This window comes from Succinatimonas hippei YIT 12066, assembly GCF_000188195.1.
GTDB classification, from domain to species: domain Bacteria; phylum Pseudomonadota; class Gammaproteobacteria; order Enterobacterales; family Succinivibrionaceae; genus Succinatimonas; species Succinatimonas hippei.
Genome location: NZ_GL831075.1, coordinates 1 through 24,939, shown reverse-complemented (window position 1 = coordinate 24,939; position 24,939 = coordinate 1). Strand labels below are relative to the sequence as shown.

The window sequence follows — 24,939 nt, the reverse complement described above, 5'->3', positions numbered from 1 at the left end:
TGGGCTTGTAGCCGTACTCCATATATTTAAGGGAACAAATTTTATACGTTATTTTTTTCGTTATAAAAACATTTCTTGACCAAATGTCCGTATATATGAGGCTTTTCAAAAAAATTTTACATAAAATTTACATTTAAATATTCACTAGGTTTAAAACTTAATCTACCAATCAGTTTCTCTTTTTAAGAGAGCCAAAAAGCTGCTCTATGAGTATATTTAACGTTTCTTTTTTTAAATACCCAATACACAAAAACACAGGAAATAGGATTTTTCTTTGAGATCATTTATCAACTAAGTTGCAAACTATTACTTAATAATATTTAATATCAATAAAGAATAATTATTAGGAATAATTATGAAAAACCGCAACACCATTCAAGGCGCCCTAATTTTAGAAAAGGTAAAAAACCTTAAAGGTCATGCCTGCGCCGAGGAAATTTACGAAGCGGTGACCCATGAGCATCCTAATATAAGCAAGGCTACCGTATACCGGAATCTGAACAGACTTTCTGAACAAGGTCAAATCCATAAGATTGAGGTTCCCGGAAGCCCAGATAATTTTGAATTCCGTACCGTCCTGCATTACCACGTAAAATGCGAACGCTGCGGTCGAATTTTTGATGTGGACATGCCCTATAACCACCACCTTGAAGATCATATCGCTAATAAACACGGATTCATCTTCACGGGGCACGACATTATATTCAAAGGTTTTTGTCCTGATTGTCAAAAAGATTTACATAAAAAACATAATTATTAATGCCGATACGGCAAAAGGAGATATATCATGCGCAGTATTACCAAAATCGATCTTCAGTACGCTCACCGTTTCTACGGATTCCAAGGTGAAGCTCAATATCTGCACGGACATACCGGTGTTTTAACTATTGAAGTTGAAGACACTATTGAACCCGGAGTTAACATGGTATTTCCTTGCAACGAAATTCAAAAAACCGCTTGGGCTGTCCTTAAAAACTTCGATCATGCATTAATTTTGCGTGAAGACGACCCGCTTTTACCGGCCATTCTTGACGTTTACGAAAAACAAGGCATTAAAAACGGCGCTCCTTCTAATAAAATGAAAGGTGATGCTTTTAAAACCGAACTTGCAACTGCCTATCCTGATTGCCGCTTGGTTGTAACTAAAGAAACTATGACGGTCGAAGGCATGATTAAAATTGTCTATGATCTGCTTAAAGACAAACTTAACATCGTCAAACTCACCTTCACTAGCGGGGTAAATGCCGCCTGTGCAGAATTTCCTGCTCAAGAAAGCAGAGCACGTTGCCCTCTTTGCGGGGTCGCTCTTAATGAAAACGGCGTTTGTCCTAAATGCGGATGGCGTAAAGCCTAAGGTTTTAAACCAGTAATCTTGTAATTACCATAAGAAAGAGCGCACAGCTCTTTCTTTTTTTTGTAAAAAGATTTTTTGCTAAATTCCTGTCTTCAATAGCAGATGCTAAAATGTTCTTAAATCTTTAAGGAGTAACACGATGGAAGATCAGGTAAGCGGTAATGAATTAACCTCCATAACCTTCACGATTATGGGGAATAAATTTACTTTGCGCTGCGCCAAAAAGCAGGAAAACGATCTAAAAAAATCCATCGAACAAGTACAAAATATCAGCGCCGATATCTTAAGAAAAACCCCTAATTTATCTATAACCCAAGCGGCAATCTTAACTGCCATTGAAAGTCAAAACCGCCTACAAAGTTATCTTGGGGCCTCTACTCCTTTTCAAAGAGAAGCCAAAAGTCTTATCCGCATCATAAAGAAAAATTTAAATGACTCTCGAGACTAAGTTAAAGCGTGACGCTTTAAGAAAACGCATGCGTACATCACGGCTTATGCTGTCGGAAAAAGCATTACGTGATGCCGAATCCCATATTTTTGAGAAAGTTATTACTCTTTCTTTACTTAAAGAAAGAAGAACAATCGGCTCTTATGTCGGGCTTAACGGCGAAATAAACACTATGCTTTTAAATAATTATCTAAAAGCTAAAAAGCACACCGTAGCTCTGCCTGTCATTCACCCGACAGAAAAAGGCCAAATGCAATTTTATACTTATGATGACGAAAGTTGTTTAGTTAAAAACCGCTTTGGGATCCTTGAACCTTTAACCTACCGCGACAAATTAATCACCCCGGATCTTTTTGAAGTGCTGCTAATTCCGTTACTGGCTTTTGATGTTAAAGGTAATCGCTTGGGAATGGGCGGCGGTTATTATGATCGATTATTAAAAAAGGTCAGTGCCAACTGCGTTCTTATCGGACTTGCACATGACTTTCAATATGTAGATGAAGTCCCCTCAGAAGATTGGGATATGCCGCTTGATGAAATCATAACCCCAACCCGGCACCTAGTGTTTATCAAAAAGTACTAGATATAAAAAACCCCGTACTTAAAGTACAGGGTTAATAGTATCTTTAACTTAAAAATTATTCGCCGACAGACGGAACGTCACCATCAACAGTCGGAACATCAGCGGGAGTCTTATTCTCAACCGGAGTTGAAATTTCACTCTCACTTGAAATATTGGTAAAAGAATCATTCTGCACGGAATGATCTTTCTGCAACCAACCGATAAATAAGCAGATGGCAAAAAACACGATTGCCAAAAGCCATGTGCTGCGGGTTAAAAAATTACCAGAACCGACTGCACCGAATACAGTATTAGAAGCACCGGCACCGAAAGATGCCCCCATGCCTGCGCCTTTACCTTGCTGAACCAAAATTAAAGCAACCATGGCAACGGCGACTAAAAGAAAAACAACAATAACAATCTCGTACATTTTAATGACCTGTTAAAAGATCTTACTTGTGGGCATGCATGATACTAGTTCTGCGCCTATTTGTAAAGATCTATGCTTCTTCCGCCTGATGGCGAATCACATTGGAAATTCTTTGAGCCAAGCGATGCACATATTCACGATCTTCGCCTTCAACCATGACACGGACCACCGGCTCTGTCCCGGACTTACGCAACAACACGCGTCCGCGAGAACCAAGTTCATTTTCCACAGCTTTAACTTCAGATAAAACTTTTTCATCCGACAAAGCATCAAAACCTGCCGACAAACGCAGATTAACAAGCTCCTGCGGGAACATATCAAGAGATCTTACCAGATCCTCAAGAGACTTGCCCTGACGAATTGCTGCCTTTAATACCTGCAAAGCCGACACAATGCCATCGCCGGTAGAAACATAATTAAGACAGATGATGTGACCGCTGTTTTCTCCGCCTAAATTCCATTTTTTGTCAAGCAGAGTTTCCATTACGTAACGATCACCCACTGCAGATCTGGTAAATTCGATGCCTTCACGTTTTAATGCCAATTCAAGACCTAAATTTGACATTAAGGTACCGACGACTCCGCCGTGTAATTTATTTTGAACAAAACGATCTTTTGCGATGATATATAAAAGTGCATCACCATCTAAAAGATGACCGTGAGAATCGACCATCATCACTCGATCACCGTCACCGTCAAAAGCAATACCCAAATCGGCCTTCGTCGCTAAAACTTTCTCTATTAAAGCCTCAGGATGAGTGGATCCGACACCGTCGTTAATATTGATGCCATCAGGACGATCTCCAATGGTAATAACTTTAGCGCCTAACTCTCTAAATACCATCGGAGCTACATGATAGGTAGCTCCGTTGGCACAATCGATAACAATCTTTAATCCGCTTAAGCTCATATGATTAGCAAATGAACTCTTGCAAAACTCTATATAACGTCCCGGAGCATCTTCCTGACGATAAGCGCGGCCGAATTCAGCAGAATCGGCCAGCACAATATCGCTTTCCAGTATTTTCTCAATCTCAAGCTCCACCTCATCAGGAAGCTTAGTTCCCTCTCGGGAAAAGAACTTTATTCCATTATCATAATAGGGATTATGCGAAGCGCTTATCACAACACCTAAATCAGCTCTGAAAGCTTTAGTAAGATAAGAAATAGCAGGGGTGGGCATCGGTCCTAACAGAACGGTAGAAACACCTGCTGCACTAAATCCCGACTCTAAAGCTGCTTCAAGCATATAGCCTGAAAGACGGGTATCCTTGCCGATAATAACCTTGCCGCCTTTTTTCCTTGAAAGGACTTTTCCTGCAGCCATACCCAGTTTTAAGACAAAATCAGGGGTTATAGGATATTGTCCGACACGCCCGCGTACACCGTCGGTACCGAAATACTTACGCTTCACTTATTTTTTCCTTTTTGATTTTAAAACCGTTAATTTGCATGCTTACGCTTGAATCTTGAAGCAATAGCCTTAGTAAGCTTAAACGGACGAGCACTTTTATTAACTGCCTGCCAAGTGTCAAGTGCCAAAGCCATCTCCGCAACTCTCTCAGTTCTTATAATATTAACTCCGGAGTTAACGCAAAAAAGACAAGCTGCCACTGCAGCAGAAAAATGCTCATTTAAATAATTATCCGCATGCGGAATGGAGCGAGGCATTGCCATTGTCATCGGAAGAGCAAAGCTTTTAAGCGTCTCAAGACGTCCTATAAGTTTTAATTTAGATTCAATCGGAGCTGACTGACTTAAAGAAGGATCTATTAACAAATTACGTCTATCGATTCCGGCATTAAGGCAGGCATCAATTCTTTCGTATAAATACGCAGAGATGTCACCCATAGGATCAAGAGATCCTTCTGTGTCAAAATCTATATTGTGATCAAAAACCAGACATACCGGAACTTTAAGCATTGCAACAGTCTCAAGAGCTCCTTTAGCTTTTAATGCATCAGGATCGATGATAAGACATGCTCCCGCACCTACAGCCGACTTCATCACTGACGGATACTTTGTTGTAATTGCCACATATAAAGACGTATTTTGCGCTACGGCTTTAACAATTGGAACGAGTTTTGTAAGTTCATCAGCTTCTTCAGGAATACCTTCCTCTACCTGCAGACCGATTTCGATAAAATCAGCACCATCCTCCTGCATTTCCTTAGCTTTTCTAACAAAATCCTCTACGGATCCTATCTCTCCGGGATGAACTACAAGGGCCCCCATAATACGGGGAGAATAAAGTTCAAGATCCTCGCCTTTAAGATGAAGCTTCATAGAAAAGTCCTCGCCTATGCCGAATGTGCAAAAGCCGTCTAAAAAACGGCTTTAGTTCATTTTTAATTCTGAGAAGGGTTTTCCTTATCTCCAGCGCCTTCTTCATTGATTTTAGGAACATCGCTGTTATTTGAAGAATCGCCGTTTTGTGTTCCTTCTTCTTTAGGAGGCTGTGATGTTTGCCCCTGATTGGAAGACGACGCATTACCTGCATTCGGAGTCTGTCCGCCTACATTATCCTTGGAACTTGATGACGGTGCTCGGCACGGACGACGCGCCATTAAATCATCAATCTGCTCGGCATCCAAAGTTTCGTATTTTAATAAGGCTTCTTTCATAGCCTCTAAAATGTCTTTGTTTTCCTGAAGCAGTTTTTCCGCTTTTTCATAGCAGGAATTGATGATCTTGCTGACTTCCTCATCAATTATCAAAGTAGTCTTATCCGACAACGGCATCGTCTGAGTAGTACCGCCGCCCAGGAACATACTGCGCTCACTATCTTGATCAAACTGCATCGGCGGCAAACGCTTACTCATGCCCCAGCGTGTAACCATACGACGTGCAATGTCCGTTGCACGTTCAATATCATTTGAGGCCCCTGTAGTTACCGCAGCTTCGCCGAACATCATCTCTTCAGCAATACGACCTGCAAATAAAGTAGAAATATTTGATAAAAGGTATTGCTTGGACTGGCTGTAGCGATCCTGTTCCGGAAGGTACATTGTCACGCCTAAAGCTCTGCCTCTGGGAATAATCGATACTTTATACACCGGGTCATGTTCGGGAACCAAGCGTCCGACAATCGTATGCCCTGCTTCATGATAAGCAGTATTGGCCTTTTCATGATCGTTCATTACAAGAGAGCGACGCTCCGCACCCATTAAGAGCTTATCTTTAGCCTCTTCAAACTGCTGCATGGAAACGACGCGCAAATTAGCGCGAGCTGCAGCCAATGCTGCCTCGTTTACTAAGTTAGCCAAATCCGCACCGGAGAAGCCGGGAGTTCCGCGAGCAAGAACTGCGGCGTCAACGTCAGATCCCAAAGGAACTTTACGCATATGAACTTTCAAAATCTGTTCACGACCGCGGACATCAGGCAAACCTACAACGACCTGGCGATCAAAACGTCCCGGACGCAGCAAAGCAGGATCCAAAACGTCAGGACGGTTTGTTGCTGCAATAACGATAACCGCCTCAAATCCCTCAAAACCGTCCATTTCAACAAGCAGCTGGTTTAAGGTCTGTTCACGTTCATCATGTCCGCCGCCTAAACCGACGCCGCGCTTACGACCTACGGCATCAATTTCATCGATAAAAATGATGCAAGGGGCATTCTTTTTGGCTGTTTGGAACATGTCACGAACACGTGAAGCACCGACACCAACGAACATTTCAACGAAATCAGATCCGGAAATCGAGAAGAACGGTACTTTGGCTTCACCGGCAATTGCTCTTGCCAACAAAGTCTTACCGGTACCGGGAGGCCCTACCATCAAAACACCGCGAGGAATACGTCCGCCTAATTTTTGATACTTTGACGGATCTTTTAAGAAATCAACCAACTCCTCGACATCTTCTTTAGCCTCATCGCAGCCTGCAACATCGGCAAACGTGGTTTTAATCTGATTTTCGCCTAAAAGCTTCGCCTTACTCTTACCGAAAGACAAAGGATTGCCCTTTCCTCCGCCCTGCATTTGACGCGAGAAATAAATCCACACGCCGATTAACAGCAGCATCGGGAACCAGGAAATCAAAATAGAAGTAAGAAGACTGGTTTCCTCCGGCTTGGTACCTGAAGTTCTCACATTATGAGAAATCAAAGTATTTAAAATAGCGTTATCGTGAATAGGCATAACGGTAACGAAAGTTTCACCGCTGCGCCTTATACCGTTAATAACCTGACCGTCAAAAACAGCTTCCTGAATTTGATCTTGTTCGACCTCACGTACGAAAGTCGTGTAATCCATAGTCCGTCCGGTCGACTCTCTTGTCGTAAAAGAATCAAAGAGAGACATCAAAATAACGGCAATAACAAGCCACAATATAAGGTTCTTGGCCATAATTCCCCTTTATTAATTACCGATTTTGGCATCGGTTTCATCAAATTTGTCAGGAGCCACTCCGTTTAAAGGATGACCTTTAAAACCGGTCGCCACCATATATACCTCACGCGAACGATCACGTGACGCATCAGGTTTTCTTACTTTAACCGTGGAAAAATCTTTTCTTAATTCGGCAAGATATTCCTGAGAGCCGCTTCCCGTGAAAACTTTTACAACAAAAGAGCCGCCGATTCTTAACACGCGTCGAGCCATATCAAGAGCAAGCTCCGATAGAAGCATAGCGCGCGGCTGATCGATTGCCGTAGTTCCCGACATGTTAGGAGCCATATCAGACAACACGACATCAGCACCGACACCTATCATGGAATAAAGCTTTAAAAACACGGCTTCATCTCTAAAATCGCCTTGTAAAAAGGTTACATTGCGGATCGGTCTTATCGGCAAAATATCACAGGCTATGACTTTGCCTTTTTCTCCGACGCATTTAACTGCAAACTCCGACCAACCGCCGGGGGCTGCTCCTAAATCAACCACTATATTTCCTGCTTTTATAAGTCGATCTCGCTGCTGCAGTTCTTCAAGCTTAAAACTGGCACGAGACCTTAATCCGCGCTTATGCGCTTCTTTTACATAAGGGTCGGAAAAATGCTCCTTAAGCCATCTGGTCTGACTTGCGGTTCTTTTACGTGCCGGCATGAAAATCCTTAATCTAAAAATATAAAGTCGTAAGACAATTTACTTATTATACAAATAATGATGATTTAATATAATAATAAGACTGACTTTTGTGTACAATACGCTTAATTTTTTCATATCAGGGTTAAAAATATGCCTTTAAATTCACGTCAGCGCCAATTTTTAAAAGCTCAAGCTCATGCTTTAAATCCTCTTATCCTTTTGGGAAATGACGGATTATCCGAGGCTGTCATCAAAGAGCTCGACAGCACGATTGAGCACCACGAGCTTGTTAAAATCAAACTTAATGCAGGAGACGGACGCAAAGAACAAGCCGCTAAAGCCGCTGAAGCCGTCAACGCCGAATTGGTCCAAGTCGTAGGAAGAATCGCAACTTTATTTAGACAAAGAAAAGAAGAAAGCAGATTCATCCTTCCTCGCTAAAAAAGTTTTTTCCTCTTAAATTAAAACCCGATTACGGGTTTTAATTTACTCCCGGAAATGACGAAACTTCTTTAATACTGACATCCTCAAAAGCATTAACGAACTGCACTGTAAAATCCGGAAACGAATTAACTATCTGCCACTTTCCGCATGAATCAGGAAAAGCCGACACGAATTTAACCTTTAAATCGGGAAAAGAATTTACCTTTTTTACTTTAATATCGGCAAAAGCATTGACTATTTTTACTTTTCCGTACAGAGGAATACCGTTAAAGGTACAATTTGCTCCCACATCGGCAAATGACGCTAACGGAAGCAAGAGACATAATAAAGATAAAATAATTTTTTGCATATGAAAAAAGCGCCGGTAAAAACAGCGCCTTTTATAAAAATTAATTTTCGTATTTTATTTCGGCAATTTCATAAGTAACTTGTCCGCGCGGAATATTAATTTGCGCTTCGTCACCTTCAATCTTGCCTAAAAGACCTTTAGCAATTGGTGTCTTATAAGAAATTAAATTTGACTGAATATCAGCCTCATCCTCACCTACTATCTTATAAGTCACTTCTTTATCGGTATCTACATCAATTACCGTAACCGTACATCCGAACACGACTTTTAACGGGGCACCGCCTGCAGGCTTTAATTTTGTTACATCAATGATGTTGGCAGTAGCCAGCTTAGCTTCGATATCTTTAATACGAGCTTCGCACAATCCCTGTTCTTCTTTTGCTGCATCATATTCCGCATTTTCACTTAAATCACCGTGACTGCGAGCCTCAGCAATTGCAGCGACGATACGCGGGCGCTCGACCAGCTTCAAACGCTCCAGCTCTTTACGCAAGAGCATCTCACCGCGAGCGGTCATCGGAGTTTGTTCCATTGCTTTTTCCTTAAAAATAAAGCGTCCCTTTAAGGACGCCGTAAAAAAACATAAAACTTTAAGATTGAACTCAATCTTCTGCAATTAAGTCTATCATTTTCCCTTACCCATATCAAAGGTATTAGGAAAAGGATCATTTTGCTATATCATCAAAGAATTTCTTAACTTTATTTAAGAATCCTTCACTTTTAGGAGTATGCGAAGAACGAGCCGCAGCCTGAGCCTGCGGATCAATTTCCTTCCCGTTTTCTTCTCCGTTTAAAGATGCCTCAAATTTTGCTAACAAATCCTTTTGGTACGAAGTAAGATTGACCGGAGTTTCAACGATGATCCTACAATATAAATTACCTTTCGTACTGCTGCGCACCGATTTTACGCCTTTGCCGGCAAGACGCATAACCGTGCCTGTTTGAGTTCCCGGACGAACGGAAATCGTAACGCGTCCGTCCAATGTCGGGACTTCTACTTTCCCGCCTAATGCAGCAGTGGTAAAACTTACAGGAACCTCACATGAAAGATCGTTTCCGTCACGCTCGAAAATGTTATGCGGTTTAACATCGACGACAACGTACAAGTCTCCTGCCGGAGCCCCGTTAAGACCAGCCTCACCCTCACCCTGAAGACGGATACGATCTCCTACGTCAACCCCCGCCGGAATATTGACGCTTAGCATCTTAGTCTTTTCAACTCTTCCGGTTCCGTGACACTCGGTGCACGGATTTTCGATTATCTCACCGGTTCCATGACATTGCGGGCAAATCTGAGCAATACTCATAAAGCCCTGACGCATGTGAACCTGTCCGCTTCCGTGGCAAGTAGGACAAGTTTTCTTACCGGTTCCTCCCGTGCCGTTACACTTTTCACAACGCACGCGAGTTTTAATATTAATCTTCTTTGTGACTCCGCGAACCGCTTCTTCAAGAGTAAGAGTCAAACGGACACGTAAGTCATTTCCAGGAACCACTTGAGGTCCGCGTCTTGCTCTCCCTCCGGCGGCTCCGCCGAAAATGTCACCGAAAATATCGCCGAAATTTCCAAAGATGTCAGAAAAATCCGCATTGCTAAAACCGGCACCGCCTGCACCTTGACCGTTAATGCCTTCAAAGCCGAACTGATCATAAGCCTGGCGTTTTTGCGGATCGGATAAAACCTGATAGGCTTCGTTTATTTCACGGAATTTCTCTCCGGCATCAGGATCTTTGTTGTGATCGGGGTGATACTTGATGGCAAGGCGTTTGAACGCGCGCTTAATGGTTGCCTCATCAGCATCTTTTGCAACCCCCAGCACTTCATAATAATCACGTTTGTCTGCCATATATCCCTCATAAACTTATCGTTATCCAAATGTGGACAAGACTAAAAAATACCAAGAGATTAAAAGTTTCTGCTTTTCACTTAAAAAGATTTACAGAAGATTAAAAATTAAAATCTTTATTAAGAACATTGAAAGGCAGGAGCTTTACACTCCTGCCTTTAGTGTAGTCATCTATCTTTATACAGATTACTTCTTGTCGTCTTTTACTTCTTCAAACTCGGCGTCGACGACATCGTCTTTCTTTTGACCGTCCTGAGCGCCGGCACCTGCATTAGCTTGCTGCTGTGAAGCCTGCTGAGCCTGTGCCTGAGCCTGAGCTGCCTGCATTAAGGTCTGACCTGCCTGCAAAACTGCTTTTTCAGCATTCTCGATCTTATCCTTGTCATCACCGCGAATTGCAAGTTCAAGTTCGCTTAAAGCTTTCTCTACTTTTGCCTTATCATCAGCTGAGACATTGGCGCCTACATCCTGAAGCTGCTTACGCATTGCATGAGCGGTTGCATCGGCACGGTTACGTGCAGCAGCAAGCTCTTCAAACTTCTTGTCTTCTGCAGAGTGCTCTTCTGCTTCACGAACCATACGTTTGATATCTTCCTCAGACAAACCGGATGAAGACTTAATGGTAATCTTCTGCTCTTTACCGGTATTCTTATCTTTAGCTGATACGTGAATCAAGCCGTCGGCATCAATATCGAAAGTAACTTCAATCTGAGGAATTCCGCGCGGTGCAGGAGAAATGCCCTCAAGATTAAACTGACCTAAAGACTTGTTATCTGCAGCACGCTTACGCTCACCCTGCAGCACATGAATAGTTACGGCAGGCTGATTGTCTTCTGCGGTTGAAAACACCTGAGACTTCTTGGTCGGGATAGTGGTGTTCTTCTCAATAAGAGTAGTCATCACTCCGCCTAAAGTCTCAATACCCAAGGACAACGGAGTTACGTCAAGGAGCAAGACGTCTTTCTTGGTTCCTGACAAAACACCGCCCTGAATTGCAGCACCGATAGCAACCGCCTCATCCGGGTTAACGTCCTTACGCGGTTCTTTACCGAAGAAATCGGCTACAAGTTTCTGAACCATCGGCATTCTGGTCTGACCGCCGACAAGAAGAACGTCATCAACGTCGCTGGGAGACAAACCTGCATCTTTCAAAGCAGTACGAACCGGGTCCAAAGTCTTGTTAACCAAATCCTCAACCAAAGACTCGAGTTTGGCACGAGTGATCTTGATATTCATGTGCTTAGGGCCGGTTGCATCAGCAGTAATGTACGGCAAGTTGACATCAGTCTGCTGTGATGAAGACAACTCAATCTTAGCCTTTTCGGCAGCTTCCTTCAAACGCTGCAATGCAAGCTGATCCTGACGTAAGTCAACACCCTGCTCATTCTTGAACTCATCAACTAAATAATTGATGATGCGATTATCAAAATCTTCACCGCCTAAATGAGTATCACCGTTAGTAGCCAAAACTTCGAAGGTCTTTTCACCGTCTACTTCATCAATATCAATAATGGAGATATCAAAAGTACCGCCACCTAAGTCGTAAACAGCAATCTTCTGCTCACCCTTGGCTTTATCTTCACCATAAGCGATTGAAGCTGCAGTCGGCTCATTGATGATGCGCTTTACGTCAAGTCCGGCAATACGTCCGGCATCCTTAGTAGCCTGACGCTGTGAATCATTAAAGTAAGCCGGGCAGGTAATAACGGCTTCGGTAACTTCCTCACCTAAAATATCCTCAGCAGTTTTCTTCATCTTCTTCAAAACTTCGGCTGAAATCTGAGGAGGAGCTAATTTCTTGTCTCTTACGTCTACCCAAGCATCTCCGTTATCTGCTCTAATAATCTTAAACGGCATGATGGAAATGTCGCGCTGAACCTCGGCATCATCATAACGACGACCGATTAAACGCTTAATTGCAAACAAAGTGTTCTTAGGATTGGTAACAGCCTGACGCTTTGCCGCTTCACCAACCAAAATCTCTCCGTCTTCTGCGTATGCAACGATGGAAGGAGTTGTACGGCGACCTTCTGAATTCTCCAATACACGTACTTTATCACCGTCAAGCACGGCAACACATGAGTTGGTAGTACCTAAGTCAATACCGATAATCTTTCCCATAATTTAATTTCTCCGCTAATTAGTACCGTCTTTATTGTTTTATTTGGAGACGGATTAAAATCTTTCTGCTACTGAATATGGAGACTAAAAACTAAAATTCAAGTCCCCGTTACATTTTTTATTCTGCGGCTCTTGCCACCATCACCATTGCCGGACGAACCACACGACCGTTTAAGATAAAGCCCTTTTGCATCACGGAAACAATGCAGTTAGGCTTAACGTCCTTGCTCGGGATCATGGAAATTGCCTGATGAACGTTAGGATCAAAAGGCTCACCTACCGGATTGATTCTTTCAACACCGAAGGAAGAAAGTTCTTTTAAGAATAAACGTAAAGTCGCTTCTACACCTTGAACCATAGCATCTTCGGCATTTTCAGTTTTGCTCTTTCCCGCTTCAAGAGCCATATCAAGAGAATCAACGACCGGAATTAATGCTTTAACGAATTTCTCCAAAGCATATTTGCGTTCACGCTCAACATCAGCTTCAGCTCTCTTTCTTGAATTATCAGCCTCAGCAACAGCACGCAGCATTTTTTCTTTATCACTTAATGCCTGTTTGGCTAAAACTTCAAGCTGCGATTTAAGAGCCGCAATTGTGACATGAGGATCTTCTTCTTTTGCTTGAGCCTCTTCCTGTTCTGCATTTTGTGCTTGTGAAGAAGCATCAGATTTAGCTGTTTCTTCTCCTTGCTGCAAAACAACTTTTTCATCAGGCTGAGCATTTGTTGTCTCTTGAACTTGTGCTTCTGCGTTAACATTCATTTCTTCAGGCTGCTTTTCCTCGGTCATTTCAAATCCTCACGATGATTATTATCTTCATCAGTCTTAAACAAGACTTTTGCTGCAAAAATAAACTCCGTAAATTAAAAACTTAAAAATAAAATTCAAGTCAAATAAAAACGGACCAAATTTTGCAAAAATCATTTTGTTTAACAAATGGGGATGTGTTTTTTTAATTTCAAGAGACTGTCTTTATTTTTTGCTAAAATGCTGATAGTTAATTTAAGGTTTAATTTTATGCGTTCTCGTAAATTCTTATTAATTTCAAGTTTGATTGCCTCTTTGGCTGTTTTTTCCTCAGGTTGCGCCTATCGTGCCGATTTAGCTCAAGGCAATTTTGTCGAACAGGAAAACATCAATAAATTACATTACGGAATGTCCGCCGAACAGGTACGTTTTATTTTAGGAACTCCGATGCTCGTAGATCCTTTTGATAATTCAAGATGGTACTACGTGCATTATTTCAGAGAAGGCTGGGATGATCCGCAGATAAAAAATCTTATTGTTCTGTTCAACGGAGCAACCTTAGTTGATATTTCCGGTGATTTTGAAAAGCCTGCAAGCTTTAATGAACCGTCAACAGACGTAAGCAAAATTTCTCTTGATAAAATTCTTAAAACATCAAGCAGTAATGCCGTTAACGACAGTACGGAAACTGCCTCAGAAGAATAAGAACCGATGTTAAAAACTAAGACACAAACTGTTATTTCTGTCTTATTCGTTTGCGGAATGGGCATCCTTTCTGGATGCTCTATCCAAGATGAAACTAATGAAAATATTAAAAATAAAACCGAGAATGAAGAAATAACGCAAATAAGTGACTTAGAACAAACATTCATTGATGATGCCAATCTCTGTGTAAAAGGCGACATAAGTAATCTGCAGTCTATTATTGATCGCTATAAAAAAAGTTATCGGGATCAAAACTATCCTGAGCCCTATTCTCTTCAGAAAAAAAATGCCAACCGCGCTTTTGAAAAATGCGCGCAAAAAGCGCTGCGGCTAGGAGATTCTTCTGCGTTCAACGCTATGATCACCAGGCCCGGACAAGCAGCAAGAATTTCCAGAGGCTTTTATATTAACGGGAACTTAACCGAAGGTGCTTTCTGGCTGCAAAGAGTAATTAATATCGAAGGTCCCGAAAACGGCTATGAACGAGCCGGCAGAATCTTTATCCAAAAAAAAGAGACTCTTCCTATAGGCGCCAAACTGCTTGAATACTCCGCTCGTCTTGGCAGCATTACCGCAAGACAGTCGCTTTACAATCTTACAAATCCTTCTTCTTATGCGTTTTTACAACTTACAAAAGCTGAAGAAGAACAGGAAAAAGTCTCAAATAATTCAGAGCAAAACGAAACAAAAGTCGACAGCGGATCTTCAGATAAGAAAAATCCTTAATTTAATTTTTACTTAACAATCAATGTCTATAATGGATATGTTTTGTCTTACAAGCGTTAAAAGCTTTTAAGTACAGCAAAGTTTTATCTGTAACGCATCTTTATAATATAAGAACCGGAAATTTTACTGCTATGGAAAATATGAATACTTATATCCCTAAGGAAATCAGCTGGCTTTCCTTTAATGCCCGTGTTTTACAAGAAGCTTCCGATAAGTCGGTTCCTTTAATTGAGCGTGTCAGATTTTTAGGCATTTACTCAAGCAATCAGGATGAATTCTTCAAAGTAAGAGTTGCCGATTTAAAACGTCAAATCATTATCAATAAAGAAAAAGGCAACAGTGAAGAAACTGCCAAGCTTTTGCGCAAAGTCCAAAGTACGACCAGTGATTATCAAAAGGTCATGAACAAAATTTATAATGACCTTTTAGATGAACTGGCCAAAAAGAAAATTTTCTTAAAAGATGAAAACCAAATTAACGAAGAACAAAAAAAATGGATTAAATCCTATTTTAAGCGTCACGTTTTAAAGCATATAAGACCGGTTATCGTTACTGAAAGTATCGATCTTGTTTCATTTTTAAAAGACCAATATACCTATCTGCTGGTCAAGATGTTCAACAAAAAAGGCGATACTTACGCCTTAATCGAAATTCCGTCAGATACCGTTCCGCGCTTTATCCGTATGCCTTCGGATACCGAGGGTGAAACAACCCTCATGTTTCTTGATAACGTTATCCGCATCGGACTTGACACGATTTTTAAAGGATATTTTGATTACGACAATATCGAAGCTTACTCCATAAAGATGAATCGTGATGCAGAATACGATCTGCAAAGCTCGGTCGACAAAGGCGTGCTTGAAACCATGTCCGATTCGTTAAAACAGCGCCTTAACGCCAAACCGGTACGTTTTGCGTATGACAGGGCAATGCCCAAAGATATAGTGGAATTTATGGCGGGCAAATTAAAAATGAGTGAAATCGACTCGTTAATGCCCGGTAATCGCTATCATAATTTCAAAGACTTTTTATCATTCCCCAGCGTCGGCAGCGATGACATGGAAAATCCTTCCCTGCCGTCTATTCATTCGACAGCTTTTGATCTTGCCGCCACCCCTTTTGAAGCAATCGCTCAAAAGGACATCCTGCTTTATTATCCGTATTATTCTTTTGAATACTTCACCGAAGTACTGCGTCAGGCTTCATACGACCATAAAGTAAGATCGATAAAGATAAATATCTACCGTGTTGCATCAAACAGCCGTGTCATTGATTCTCTTATCGATGCTGCAAATAACGGCAAGCGCGTAACCGTAGTTGTCGAGTTAAAAGCTCGTTTTGACGAAGCCAATAACATTCAATGGGCATCTCGTCTAACTAACGCAGGAGTAAAAGTTCTTTTCGGCCTTCCTACTTTGAAGATACATTCAAAATTATGTCTTATCACAAGAAAGGAAAACGGAAAAACCGTACGTTATGCGCATATCGGAACCGGAAACTTCAATGAAAAAACTGCCAAAATCTATACCGATTTTGCCCTCTTTACCGTCAACCCGCAAATTACTGCAGAAGTTGAAAACGTCTTTGAATTCATTGAATATCCGTATACCCGTCCGCATTTTTCAAATCTGCTCGTATCTCCGATTAATGCCAGAAAGCGCATTTACGCCATGATTGACCGCGAGATTGAAAATGCTCTTACCGGTCTTCCTTCTTACATCAATTTCAAAGTAAATAACCTGGTAGATTTGGGAATAGTCGATCGTCTGTATAAAGCATCCCAGGCCGGGGTAAAAATTCGAGCCGTAGTCCGCGGCATGTGCTCATTGCGCCCGGGTATTGAGGGACTTTCCGACAACATCTACATTACATCAATCGTGGATAGGTTCTTAGAGCATCCGCGCGTTATGATTTTCTGCAATAACAATAATCCTGAGCTTTATATATCATCTGCAGATTGGATGACGCGCAACCTTGATTACCGAATTGAAGTCGGAGCCCCCGTGCTTGATGCGGATCTTAGAGATCGTATCAATACTATTTTCCGTATTCAGTGCAATGATAATCAAAAAGCCAGAATTATTGATAAAGATCAGAAAAATGAATACGTAAAAGCAGGAGAAAACGCCGTCCCGGTAAGAAGTCAAATTGCCATTCACACTTACCTGCAGCAGCTTGAATCAAAGCTTTATACGGAAAAAACAAAAAACCAAGATACTGCTTCTAATAAGAAAAATTCAAAGTAATTAATAACCGTACCGTAAGCCGCAACTGCAATTTTGTTGCGGCTTGTTCTTTTTTATATCATCAGATCTCTAGCTCCAAATTTTTTCACTTTTATTCTTAATTAAAAATCTTCGTATCTTCTAATCCTGTAGAAAACCATAAAAAAAGTGTGCATAAATCACAATTACAAAAGGATCTTGTCAAAATTGTCAATTTTTAATTAATAATATAACTCATCAGATCTATTAACGGTTTTAGAGTACTAAATTTCCGTTAATATCAGGCAATTACAGATTTAAAGCTGTATGTTTTAACCCAACTCCTTGATTTTTGAAGGTTTTATCATGGCAGATACTAAGATTTTCATTACTGATTGCGATCACGCCAACATCAACGAAGAAAAGGCAGTTTTCGACAAAGCCGGAATCGCTTACAAATTAGTTCAGTGCAAAACTGAAGATGACGTTATTGCTAATTGCCAAGGCGCAGTCGCAGTCTGCAACCAGTACGCTCCTTTGACCGATAAAGTCTTCTCCGCTATCCCGACCTTAAAGACCGTTGTACGTTACGGCGTAGGCGTTGACAATGTTGATCTCGTTGCCGCCACCAAGCACGGTGTTCAGGTCTGCAACGTCCCTGATTACGGTACCTTTGAAGTTGCCGATCAGGCTTTGGCCCTCATGATGGCTGTTACTCGTAAAGTTTGCCAGGCAAACTCCCAGGTTAAAGAAGGCAGATGGGATTATGCCGAAATGGCCCCTATTTCACGTTTATCAACTATAACCGTCGGTATTATCGGTTTAGGCCGTATCGGTCTTGCTTTTGCCCATCGTGTACACGCTTTAGGCTGCAAGGTAATCGGCTATGACATCTATACCGATCATGTTAAGAGCAACACTGAATACTCTTACATTACTTGCTGCTCTGAAGAAGAAGTTCTTAAGAATGCCGATGTAATTTCCCTGCACTGCGGATTAAATGCTGACAATGCCAAGATGATGAACGCAAAGACCTTCTCAGAAATGAAGAAAGGCGCCATGCTCATCAACGTAGCCCGCGGCGGTTTGGTTGACGAAGCCGCATTGGCTGATGCTTTGAAGTCAGGTCACTTAGGCGGTGCCGGCATTGACGTAACCTGCAAAGAGCCGCTTGAGGCCGACAGCCCGCTGCGCAGTGCTCCGAACATCGTTATCACTCCGCACATGGCATGGTATTCCGTACAGGCAGCTTCCGATCTTAAGACCAAGTGCGCTGAAGAAGCAGTACGCGGTGTTTTAGGTGAGAAAGCCCGTTGCCCGGTCAACAAGCTTTAATTACTAATTTTTGGTGTCCTTTGGCCCTCTTACCAAGAGGGCTTTTTTAGGAGAACGTTAAGTTCTCCTTTTTTATTTTTGAAAAGTTTTTAAAAATTTTCCTGCTCTAAGACCTTTAAAATAAAAATTTTATTATTAAGTAAATGCGCAACCATAGCATCGTTTGCATCTACTGATTTTCCGGATCTTATTGCATCAACTATAGCCCGATGCTCACCTATAGTGTCATGAGATAATTTTGATTGTGATAAATCAATAAACAGATCGATAGCCTTAAAAATTATCGGTTCAAGATTAGGTAAGACACTATTGCCGCTCATTTCCCCCAATAAAGAATGAAACTCAGAATCAGCCTGAGCATGCGATTTTCCCTGCTCAATCAACTCTTCAACAACAGCTGCCTGAGTTTCAAGTTTTATAAGCTGTTCTTTAGTGCGGTTCTGCGCGGCCAACGCGGCAACTCGCGGCTCAAGAATCATCCGAAACTCAACTAAATCATGAACAAGACGCTTTTTATCTTTTATAAAGGTAAAGCCTAAAGGATCCTGCGACACACCGGGCTTATCGCTTACATAAATCCCGGATCCGTGCTTAACTACTAAAATATTGCGCGAAGAAAGCATTCTTACAGCTTCACGCAAAGTAGAACGTCCGACGCCTAAAAGCTCGCAAAGAATCTTTTCGTTAGGTAACTTATCACCCTTGCCGAGTCCTTCGCTAACGATATGCTTGACAATTGTATCCGCCGTCACTTCAGACAAGGATTTAATACTGTCCATGTCCTCTTTTTTTATCTCCATATCTCTCCCTAAATATTTTGACGGTTTTTCTTATATAGTCTGATCATTTTATATTATCACCAGATGTACGGTAAATAATTATGCTGTTTACATTTAAATCAGATTTTTATGTGTTTTTGCATTTTATAAAAACACTAAAACATAAATAAAAATGATATAAATATATCTTTTTTTTATTTATAAAATATCCGGTTTGCATTGCCGCAAAAACAAAAAGCTTAAATAAAGATCTGATCTATCGGCTATCATAAAGAACAAAATACAATCTAACATACAAGACAAATTTATTTTGGTTTTGCCTTTAAATCGCGGGTTCTGATGTGCACAAACAATTTTTTTAAATATGATCAAACTCACAAATCAAATATCAAGATCTCATATCTATGATGCACAAGTCAAAATTTAGCTGTTAGTCAAAAATTTTTTTTCAAGATGTTTTTATAATCTACAACATTAAAGCGCAAGCCTTTAATGTTATAAAAATATCATTTACCGGAGTTTTGTATATGAAAAAAATGAAAATGTTAGGTTTAATGGCCAGCGTCGCAGTCGCCGTTATGACCGCAACCTCAGCAATGGCTGCCGACACCGTAACCTTACGTTTTGCTAACGTTACCAACCAGCCGTCAAAAGACGCTGCTCAAGTTTTGATCGATGTCGCTAACAAAGAATCCGGTGGTCGCCTTATCATCAAACACTTCCCTGACAATATGTTAGGTGATGACCGTGTCGTAACCGAATCCACCATTTTGGGTGATATCGACATGGTTCAGACTATGCCTTCAGTTTTGGCATCCATGATCCCCGACCTTTATGTTTGGGACGCTCCTTTCCTTTTCAATACCATGGATGAAGCTTGGAAGTGCATGGACAGCGAATTAGGTCTTTCAATCAATAAGCAGTCCGAAAAGAAAGGTCTTAAATATTTAGCAGCTCTTGAAAACGGCTTCCGTCACTACACCAACAATAAAGTTCCGGTAAAAGTTCCTGCCGATGTTAAAGGCCAGAAACTGCGCGTAATGGAGACCGAAATTCAGATCGCATTGTGGCGCACCTACGGTGCCAACCCGACCCCGATGGCCTTCACCGAAGTTATTTCCGCTTTGCAGCAAGGTACTATCGATGCTCAGGAAAACCCGCTTTCCATTATCGACTCCAACAAACTCTATGAAGTTCAGCACTACATTTCATTAACCGGCCACGTATTCAGCCCTCACTGCTTGTACATCAACCAGGAACGCTATGACTCTCTCGATCCTGAATTACAGCAGGCTTTGGATAAAGCAGCTGCCGCCTACCAGACTGCACAGCGTGCTCGTGCTACCGAACTTAACGCCTTGTCTGTCAAGAAATTCCAGGATGCAGGCTGCGAAGTTATCGAAGTTACCGATGCTGAAAAGGATCAGTGGCGTCAGATGGCCATCGACGGCAAAGTTTATGACTTAATCCGTGAAAAGATGGAACATCCTGAACTCTTGGACAAGATCCTCAATAAAGAGTATTAATCCATATTCTTGACTCCAAAAAAGTGGTCATTAAAAAATGGCCACTTTTTCTGTAACTCGGATAATAATTATGAAATTACTTAAGTTACTTGATGAGAAGCTTGAGATGTTCATCTGCATTACGCTGATGTCCGTTCTCACGATTGTTCTCGGCATCCAGGTATTCATGCGTTATGTAATGCAAGCTTCATTGTCCTGGTCCGAAGAATTAGCCCGCTATATGTTCGTATGGCTTGTTTACATTGGTATCAGCTACGGCGCTAAAGTTATGCGTCACATCAAAATTGATGCTGGACTTTATTTCTTCCCTAAAGCATGGCGCCGTTATGTAGTCATTATCGGTGACTGCATTTTCTTGATCTTCTCAATTGTTATTGTTTATTTTGCCTGGGGTCTTGCCGTTCGCCAGTATATGTTGGGCCAGCTTTCACCTGCAATGCAGATCCCGATGTGGATTGTTTACTCTGCGCCTTGCGTCGGTTTTGCCTTAACCGCCATCCGCGAACTGCAGACAATCATTTACCGTATTAAACACTTAGGCGATCCGTATGAAGATCCGGCAGAGCCTGACCTTGAGAATTTATAAGGAGAATAAATTATGGTAGGTCTGACTCTATTAATCGCCCTTATTGTTCTGTTAATTCTCAACGTGCCTGTCGGTATCGCCTTGGGCGTAGCCAGTATGTTTGCTTTGATGGTAGGCGACACTTTAAGCTTAACTTCCATTCCGCAGGCATTAATTACCAGCTGCGACTCTTTCCCGATCCTCGCCATTCCTTTGTTCATTCTGGCAGGCGACTTGATGGGTGCCGGCGGTGTTTCCCGTCGTATTCTTGATGTTTGCAACGTATTCTTCGGCCGCATCACCGGCGGTTTGGCCATTGTTACCGTTTTAGTCTGCATGTTCTTTGCTGCAGTATCAGGTTCAGGTCCTGCTACCGTAGCCGCAGTCGGTACCATGGTTATTCCGACCATGTTAAAACTAGGTTACGATAAGTCCTTCGTTCTGGCCTTGGTTGCTTGCGCTGGATCTATCGGTGTTATCATTCCGCCGTCAATTCCTATGGTTATTTTCGGCGTATCCACCGGTACTTCCGTTACCTCCCTCTTCATGGGCGGTTTCTTACCCGGCCTCTTAATCGGTTTTTCATTAATCGGTTACTGCTATTGGTTTGCCAAGAAACACGGCTACACCGGTTCAAAAGAGCCGTTTGACGGTAAAAAAGCTTGGGCTGCCACCTGGGAAGCAAAGTGGGCATTGATTAACCCGGTAATCATCTTAGGCGGTATTTACGCTGGTCTCTTCACTCCGACTGAAGCTGCTGCCGTAGCTGCAATTTACGCATACGTCTGCGGTGCTTTCATTTACCGCGAGCTTCCGCCTAAAAAGTTGATTAAGGCAATCGGAACATCTTGCTCCACCACCGCAACTACCATGGTTATCTTGGGATGCGCTACCGCATTTACCAAGATCATCACCATTGAGCAGATCCCGACTATGGTAACCCAGATGATGATGACTGTTTCCGACAGCCCGATCGTCATTCTGCTCCTTATCAACTTGATTTTGCTCATCGTCGGCTGCTTCATGGATACCACTCCTGCCATCTTGGTTTTGGCTCCGATCCTCTTGCCGGTAGCAACCTCTATCGGTCTTGATCCGATCCACTTCGGCCTTATCATGGTTACCAACTTGGCAATCGGCTTCATTACTCCGCCTTTGGGAATCAACCTCTTCGTGGCTTCACGAATTTCCGATTCACCAATGGAAGTTATTTTGAAAGGTATCGTAGCATTCATTATCATCATGCTCATCGATTTGATGCTTATTACCTTCATTCCGGAAATCGTTATGTTCTTACCGAACTTAATGAAGTAATGAACTTAACAACATCTAAATACATAAACAGCAGGCTCGACCTGCTGTTTTTTTCATAGGAGATAAAAATGCGTAGTCAAGATATTATGCAAGGTCCCGAGTGGGCCAATGTCCGCGCATTGTACAAAGCCGGCGGATTTACTGACGCAGAACTGAAAAAACCGCTTATAGGCGTAGTCAATGCCTTTAATGACATATGTCCCGGCCATGTAGTCCTAAAAGATATGACCAAACGCGTCAAAGAAGGAATTTATGCAGCAGGCGGAACCCCGCTTGAGTTCGGAACCATCGGTGCCTGTGACGGAATCGCCATGGCGCATGACGGCATGAAATATATTCTTCCGGGACGTGAAGATATCGCCAATGATATTGAAACCATGGTTCAGGCGCACCGTCTTGACGGACTTGTGCTGTTGGGCTCTTGCGACAAAATCGTTCCCGGTATGCTTCTTGGTGCTCTTCGCGTTAATATCCCGTCGGTTTTCGTCAACGGCGGACCTGCCTTGCCGGGGCGTATGAAGCAGAATAATCCTTACGGCGGCGAATACATCGATCACTCGATTATTCAGCAATCCGAAGGCGCCTTAAAGTCAGGAAAAATCACCCAAAAGGAATTTGATTGGCTTGAAAATAATGCCGTTCCCACCATCGGATCCTGCGCTATGCTCGGTACCGCAAACACTATGTGCTGTCTAGCTGAAGCCATGGGCATGGCTCTTCCCGGTACTGCAGCAATTCCTGCCGTATACTCACAAAGAATGCAGGCTGCATTCAACTCAGGATATGCAGTTGTAGACTTGGTTAAAAAAGATATTAAGCCGCGAGATGTAGTAAATCGTAAGACAATCGAAAACGCCATTCGCGTTAACTCGGCAATCGGCGGATCCACCAACGCCGTTTTGCATATGCTTGCTATCGCCTATGAAGCACGAGTCGACTTTACCATTGATGATTTCGGAAAAACAGCTCTCGAAGCTCCGCACCTGGTAGCAATGATTCCGGCAGGCGCATATACCCTGCTTGATTTCTATGAAGCAGGCGGTGTTCCTGCAGTCATGAAAGAAATGCAGTCGGTTTTATATCTGGACAATGTCACCTGCACCGGCAAGACCTTAAAAGAAAATCTTGAACACTTTGAAAACCGCAACCGCGATGTTATTCATGCTATTGACAATCCGGTTCACAAATGGGGCGGCATTGCCATTTTGCACGGCAACTTAGCTCCTGAAGGCGCAGTTACCAAACCTTCGGCCATTCCTGCAGAAGCCCACAAATTTACGGGTAAAGCCGTTATTTTTGAAAATGAGCAGGATGCATTGGACGGTATTCGAGCCCTCAAAGTTCATGAAGGCGATGTCGTTGTTATCCGCAATGCCGGCCCGCGCGGCGGTCCCGGAATGCCGGAGCAGTACAAAGCAATGAAACTTTTAGTCGGCATGAATTTAGGCAGCAAGGTTTGCGTTATCACCGACGGACGTTTCTCCGGTTCTAACAACGGCTGCTTTGTCGGACACATCACACCTGAAGCTTACGATGACGGTCCTATAAAATATCTAAGAAACGGCGATGAAATCTCCATTGACGTTGATAAAGGTATTATCGAAGCTAAAGTTGACTTTGAAGCTCGCCGTAAGGAAGGTGCTTCGATGCCTGACAACAAGGTTGAAGGCTATCTCTACCACTATCGTAGAAATGTTGCATCATCATCCTTAGGAGCTATCATTAAGACTCGCGATTAATTTTAAGTGTTTCTTTTTTACAACCGGGGTTAATATCCCGGTTTTTTATTTTTTATCTTGTTATTCTTCTCAATACTAAGGAAAAAGCGTGATACAACATAACAATAAAGAGCGCATTCTCAAAAATCGTCTCAATGACAGATTCTTTAAGGCTCTTTTCGGCGTTGAGGGCCATGAAAAATATCTTATTTCTCTTCTAAACTCACTTTTTGAATCATATGACAAAGGTCGATCCATTGTCATCAACAAGCGTACATTCCTTAACCGTGAGATTGATTCCGTTAAGGATGACGGTAAAGCCTGCCGTATGGATATTCTTGCCCAAATAGATGACGGCAGCATTATTGATTCGGTAAACTTTACACCGAAAGGCTTAAAACCTAAGAAAGCTGCCATGTGCTAAGACCGTGCATAATAGTCAACCTGCTTAATTTTAATTTATTTGATGATGTGGATGCCTATCTGACCCGTTATCAGCTGCAAGAGCTTACCTATGGTAAAATTTATACGGATGATGCTGATATCTTCACGGTAGAGCTTCCCAAATGGAAAGAATGGATAAAGAAGCAAAACACGCAGGATATAAAGAGTGTCAATCGTTTCTGCAGATGGCTTTCTTATCTGACAAGCAGCGATCTTGAGCTTATACACAGACTTGCCGAACATAATCGTCTCATACAGAAGGCATTGATGATAGAGAAAAGGTATACAATGGA

26 protein-coding genes are annotated in these 24,939 nt (G+C 42.2%); 15 read left to right on the top strand and 11 right to left on the bottom strand.

Going from position 1 to position 24,939, the window contains the following annotated elements; genetic code table 11:
- The first annotated feature begins 355 nt into the window (after nt 1-355).
- The 4 genes from HMPREF9444_RS09945 to HMPREF9444_RS09930 all read left to right on the top strand — a co-directional run bounded on the left by HMPREF9444_RS09945 (nt 356) and on the right by HMPREF9444_RS09930 (nt 2,385).
- Nucleotides 356-760, top strand: coding sequence for a Fur family transcriptional regulator (locus HMPREF9444_RS09945; RefSeq protein WP_009144312.1), 405 nt, complete (start codon nt 356-358; stop codon nt 758-760).
- Nucleotides 761-787: 27 nt separating this feature from the next.
- Nucleotides 788-1,354: a 6-pyruvoyl trahydropterin synthase family protein gene (locus HMPREF9444_RS09940; RefSeq protein ID WP_009144311.1), complete on the top strand. Its 567-nt coding sequence runs from the start codon at nt 788-790 to the stop codon at nt 1,352-1,354.
- Nucleotides 1,355-1,493: 139 nt separating this feature from the next.
- Nucleotides 1,494-1,802, top strand: coding sequence for a cell division protein ZapA (gene zapA, locus HMPREF9444_RS09935; protein ID WP_009144310.1), 309 nt, complete (start codon nt 1,494-1,496; stop codon nt 1,800-1,802).
- A complete protein-coding gene (locus tag HMPREF9444_RS09930; RefSeq protein ID WP_009144309.1) occupies nt 1,786-2,385 on the top strand; it encodes a 5-formyltetrahydrofolate cyclo-ligase in 600 nt (199 codons plus the stop codon). Before zapA ends, HMPREF9444_RS09930 begins: the two co-directional genes overlap by 17 nt.
- 55 nt (nt 2,386-2,440) lie before the next feature.
- On the opposite strand, the gene secG is transcribed toward HMPREF9444_RS09930, so the two are convergent.
- The 5 genes from secG to rlmE form a co-directional block, all read right to left on the bottom strand.
- Nucleotides 2,441-2,794 carry a preprotein translocase subunit SecG gene (secG, locus tag HMPREF9444_RS09925; RefSeq protein WP_009144308.1) on the bottom strand — a complete coding sequence of 118 codons (354 nt, stop codon included), beginning with the start codon at nt 2,792-2,794 and terminating at the stop codon, nt 2,441-2,443.
- 70 nt (nt 2,795-2,864) lie between these two features.
- A complete protein-coding gene (gene glmM, locus HMPREF9444_RS09920; RefSeq protein ID WP_009144307.1) occupies nt 2,865-4,208 on the bottom strand; it encodes a phosphoglucosamine mutase in 1,344 nt (447 codons plus the stop codon).
- 29 nt (nt 4,209-4,237) lie between these two features.
- Nucleotides 4,238-5,080 (bottom strand): dihydropteroate synthase, encoded by an 843-nt coding sequence (locus tag HMPREF9444_RS09915; RefSeq protein ID WP_009144306.1) that lies wholly within the window; start codon nt 5,078-5,080, stop codon nt 4,238-4,240.
- A 62-nt stretch (nt 5,081-5,142) separates the two neighbouring features.
- Nucleotides 5,143-7,140 (bottom strand): ATP-dependent zinc metalloprotease FtsH, encoded by a 1,998-nt coding sequence (ftsH, locus tag HMPREF9444_RS09910; protein WP_009144305.1) that lies wholly within the window; start codon nt 7,138-7,140, stop codon nt 5,143-5,145.
- 12 nt (nt 7,141-7,152) lie between these two features.
- Complete coding sequence (gene rlmE / locus HMPREF9444_RS09905; RefSeq protein WP_009144304.1) at nt 7,153-7,839, bottom strand: 23S rRNA (uridine(2552)-2'-O)-methyltransferase RlmE; 687 nt, start codon at nt 7,837-7,839, stop codon at nt 7,153-7,155.
- 132 nt (nt 7,840-7,971) lie between these two features.
- Between rlmE and yhbY the strand changes: the two genes are divergently transcribed.
- Nucleotides 7,972-8,262 (top strand): ribosome assembly RNA-binding protein YhbY, encoded by a 291-nt coding sequence (gene yhbY / locus HMPREF9444_RS09900; protein ID WP_009144303.1) that lies wholly within the window; start codon nt 7,972-7,974, stop codon nt 8,260-8,262.
- A gap of 40 nt (nt 8,263-8,302) precedes the next feature.
- Here yhbY and HMPREF9444_RS09895 read toward each other — a convergent pair whose 3' ends face one another.
- From HMPREF9444_RS09895 to grpE, 5 genes are all read right to left on the bottom strand, one after another.
- Complete coding sequence (locus tag HMPREF9444_RS09895; protein ID WP_009144302.1) at nt 8,303-8,614, bottom strand: 7(1) septoil knot domain-containing protein; 312 nt, start codon at nt 8,612-8,614, stop codon at nt 8,303-8,305.
- 40 nt (nt 8,615-8,654) lie between these two features.
- The gene (gene greA / locus HMPREF9444_RS09890; RefSeq protein WP_040909542.1) at nt 8,655-9,146 is read right to left on the bottom strand and encodes a transcription elongation factor GreA; all 492 of its coding nucleotides are present in this window, start codon (nt 9,144-9,146) and stop codon (nt 8,655-8,657) included.
- A 133-nt stretch (nt 9,147-9,279) separates the two neighbouring features.
- Nucleotides 9,280-10,461 (bottom strand): molecular chaperone DnaJ, encoded by a 1,182-nt coding sequence (gene dnaJ, locus HMPREF9444_RS09885; RefSeq protein WP_009144300.1) that lies wholly within the window; start codon nt 10,459-10,461, stop codon nt 9,280-9,282.
- A gap of 186 nt (nt 10,462-10,647) precedes the next feature.
- On the bottom strand, nt 10,648-12,582 hold the full coding sequence (gene dnaK, locus HMPREF9444_RS09880) for a molecular chaperone DnaK (protein WP_009144299.1): 1,935 nt from the start codon (nt 12,580-12,582) through the stop codon (nt 10,648-10,650).
- Nucleotides 12,583-12,700: 118 nt separating this feature from the next.
- Nucleotides 12,701-13,372 carry a nucleotide exchange factor GrpE gene (grpE, locus tag HMPREF9444_RS09875; RefSeq protein ID WP_009144298.1) on the bottom strand — a complete coding sequence of 224 codons (672 nt, stop codon included), beginning with the start codon at nt 13,370-13,372 and terminating at the stop codon, nt 12,701-12,703.
- Nucleotides 13,373-13,600: 228 nt separating this feature from the next.
- Here grpE and HMPREF9444_RS09870 point away from each other — a divergent pair, with 228 nt between their 5' ends.
- From HMPREF9444_RS09870 to HMPREF9444_RS09855, 4 genes are all read left to right on the top strand, one after another.
- A complete protein-coding gene (locus HMPREF9444_RS09870; RefSeq protein WP_083801158.1) occupies nt 13,601-14,035 on the top strand; it encodes an outer membrane protein assembly factor BamE in 435 nt (144 codons plus the stop codon).
- 6 nt (nt 14,036-14,041) lie between these two features.
- Nucleotides 14,042-14,761: a hypothetical protein gene (locus tag HMPREF9444_RS09865; protein ID WP_009144296.1), complete on the top strand. Its 720-nt coding sequence runs from the start codon at nt 14,042-14,044 to the stop codon at nt 14,759-14,761.
- Between the two features lie 131 nt (nt 14,762-14,892).
- Nucleotides 14,893-17,007, top strand: coding sequence for a polyphosphate kinase 1 (gene ppk1, locus HMPREF9444_RS09860; protein WP_009144295.1), 2,115 nt, complete (start codon nt 14,893-14,895; stop codon nt 17,005-17,007).
- 324 nt (nt 17,008-17,331) lie between these two features.
- On the top strand, nt 17,332-18,300 hold the full coding sequence (locus tag HMPREF9444_RS09855) for a C-terminal binding protein (RefSeq protein ID WP_009144294.1): 969 nt from the start codon (nt 17,332-17,334) through the stop codon (nt 18,298-18,300).
- Between the two features lie 89 nt (nt 18,301-18,389).
- Here HMPREF9444_RS09855 and HMPREF9444_RS09850 read toward each other — a convergent pair whose 3' ends face one another.
- A complete protein-coding gene (locus HMPREF9444_RS09850; RefSeq protein ID WP_009144293.1) occupies nt 18,390-19,100 on the bottom strand; it encodes a FadR/GntR family transcriptional regulator in 711 nt (236 codons plus the stop codon).
- A gap of 506 nt (nt 19,101-19,606) precedes the next feature.
- Between HMPREF9444_RS09850 and HMPREF9444_RS09845 the strand changes: the two genes are divergently transcribed.
- From HMPREF9444_RS09845 to HMPREF9444_RS11355, 6 genes are all read left to right on the top strand, one after another.
- Nucleotides 19,607-20,605 carry a DctP family TRAP transporter solute-binding subunit gene (locus HMPREF9444_RS09845; protein WP_009144291.1) on the top strand — a complete coding sequence of 333 codons (999 nt, stop codon included), beginning with the start codon at nt 19,607-19,609 and terminating at the stop codon, nt 20,603-20,605.
- 70 nt (nt 20,606-20,675) lie between these two features.
- Nucleotides 20,676-21,191, top strand: a complete 516-nt coding sequence (locus HMPREF9444_RS09840; RefSeq protein ID WP_187363668.1) for a TRAP transporter small permease — start codon at nt 20,676-20,678, stop codon at nt 21,189-21,191.
- A gap of 12 nt (nt 21,192-21,203) precedes the next feature.
- Entirely contained in the window at nt 21,204-22,484 is a 1,281-nt protein-coding gene (locus HMPREF9444_RS09835) for a TRAP transporter large permease (protein ID WP_009144289.1), read from the top strand.
- Nucleotides 22,485-22,552: 68 nt separating this feature from the next.
- Nucleotides 22,553-24,223 (top strand): dihydroxy-acid dehydratase, encoded by a 1,671-nt coding sequence (ilvD, locus tag HMPREF9444_RS09830; protein WP_009144288.1) that lies wholly within the window; start codon nt 22,553-22,555, stop codon nt 24,221-24,223.
- 88 nt (nt 24,224-24,311) lie between these two features.
- Nucleotides 24,312-24,626, top strand: coding sequence for a PD-(D/E)XK nuclease family transposase (locus tag HMPREF9444_RS11360; protein ID WP_009144287.1), 315 nt, complete (start codon nt 24,312-24,314; stop codon nt 24,624-24,626).
- Nucleotides 24,620-24,939, top strand: a 320-nt coding sequence (locus HMPREF9444_RS11355) for a PD-(D/E)XK nuclease family transposase (protein WP_009144286.1), incomplete at its 3' end; no start/stop codon positions are given. The genes HMPREF9444_RS11360 and HMPREF9444_RS11355, both read left to right, overlap by 7 nt.

What these genes read in the sequence shown, in the direction of transcription:
- HMPREF9444_RS09945 (WP_009144312.1), top strand. Translation starts at nt 356, where the DNA reads ATGAAAAACCGCAACACCATTCAAGGCGCCCTAATTTTAGAAAAGGTA.
- HMPREF9444_RS09940 (WP_009144311.1), top strand. Translation starts at nt 788, where the DNA reads ATGCGCAGTATTACCAAAATCGATCTTCAGTACGCTCACCGTTTCTAC.
- zapA (WP_009144310.1), top strand. Translation starts at nt 1,494, where the DNA reads ATGGAAGATCAGGTAAGCGGTAATGAATTAACCTCCATAACCTTCACG.
- HMPREF9444_RS09930 (WP_009144309.1), top strand. Translation starts at nt 1,786, where the DNA reads ATGACTCTCGAGACTAAGTTAAAGCGTGACGCTTTAAGAAAACGCATG.
- secG (WP_009144308.1), bottom strand. Translation starts at nt 2,794, where the DNA reads ATGTACGAGATTGTTATTGTTGTTTTTCTTTTAGTCGCCGTTGCCATG.
- HMPREF9444_RS09915 (WP_009144306.1), bottom strand. Translation starts at nt 5,080, where the DNA reads ATGAAGCTTCATCTTAAAGGCGAGGATCTTGAACTTTATTCTCCCCGT.
- ftsH (WP_009144305.1), bottom strand. Translation starts at nt 7,140, where the DNA reads ATGGCCAAGAACCTTATATTGTGGCTTGTTATTGCCGTTATTTTGATG.
- rlmE (WP_009144304.1), bottom strand. Translation starts at nt 7,839, where the DNA reads ATGCCGGCACGTAAAAGAACCGCAAGTCAGACCAGATGGCTTAAGGAG.
- yhbY (WP_009144303.1), top strand. Translation starts at nt 7,972, where the DNA reads ATGCCTTTAAATTCACGTCAGCGCCAATTTTTAAAAGCTCAAGCTCAT.
- HMPREF9444_RS09895 (WP_009144302.1), bottom strand. Translation starts at nt 8,614, where the DNA reads ATGCAAAAAATTATTTTATCTTTATTATGTCTCTTGCTTCCGTTAGCG.
- greA (WP_040909542.1), bottom strand. Translation starts at nt 9,146, where the DNA reads ATGGAACAAACTCCGATGACCGCTCGCGGTGAGATGCTCTTGCGTAAA.
- dnaJ (WP_009144300.1), bottom strand. Translation starts at nt 10,461, where the DNA reads ATGGCAGACAAACGTGATTATTATGAAGTGCTGGGGGTTGCAAAAGAT.
- dnaK (WP_009144299.1), bottom strand. Translation starts at nt 12,582, where the DNA reads ATGGGAAAGATTATCGGTATTGACTTAGGTACTACCAACTCATGTGTT.
- grpE (WP_009144298.1), bottom strand. Translation starts at nt 13,372, where the DNA reads ATGACCGAGGAAAAGCAGCCTGAAGAAATGAATGTTAACGCAGAAGCA.
- HMPREF9444_RS09870 (WP_083801158.1), top strand. Translation starts at nt 13,601, where the DNA reads ATGCGTTCTCGTAAATTCTTATTAATTTCAAGTTTGATTGCCTCTTTG.
- HMPREF9444_RS09865 (WP_009144296.1), top strand. Translation starts at nt 14,042, where the DNA reads ATGTTAAAAACTAAGACACAAACTGTTATTTCTGTCTTATTCGTTTGC.
- ppk1 (WP_009144295.1), top strand. Translation starts at nt 14,893, where the DNA reads ATGGAAAATATGAATACTTATATCCCTAAGGAAATCAGCTGGCTTTCC.
- HMPREF9444_RS09855 (WP_009144294.1), top strand. Translation starts at nt 17,332, where the DNA reads ATGGCAGATACTAAGATTTTCATTACTGATTGCGATCACGCCAACATC.
- HMPREF9444_RS09850 (WP_009144293.1), bottom strand. Translation starts at nt 19,100, where the DNA reads ATGGAGATAAAAAAAGAGGACATGGACAGTATTAAATCCTTGTCTGAA.
- HMPREF9444_RS09845 (WP_009144291.1), top strand. Translation starts at nt 19,607, where the DNA reads ATGAAAAAAATGAAAATGTTAGGTTTAATGGCCAGCGTCGCAGTCGCC.
- HMPREF9444_RS09840 (WP_187363668.1), top strand. Translation starts at nt 20,676, where the DNA reads ATGAAATTACTTAAGTTACTTGATGAGAAGCTTGAGATGTTCATCTGC.
- HMPREF9444_RS09835 (WP_009144289.1), top strand. Translation starts at nt 21,204, where the DNA reads ATGGTAGGTCTGACTCTATTAATCGCCCTTATTGTTCTGTTAATTCTC.
- ilvD (WP_009144288.1), top strand. Translation starts at nt 22,553, where the DNA reads ATGCGTAGTCAAGATATTATGCAAGGTCCCGAGTGGGCCAATGTCCGC.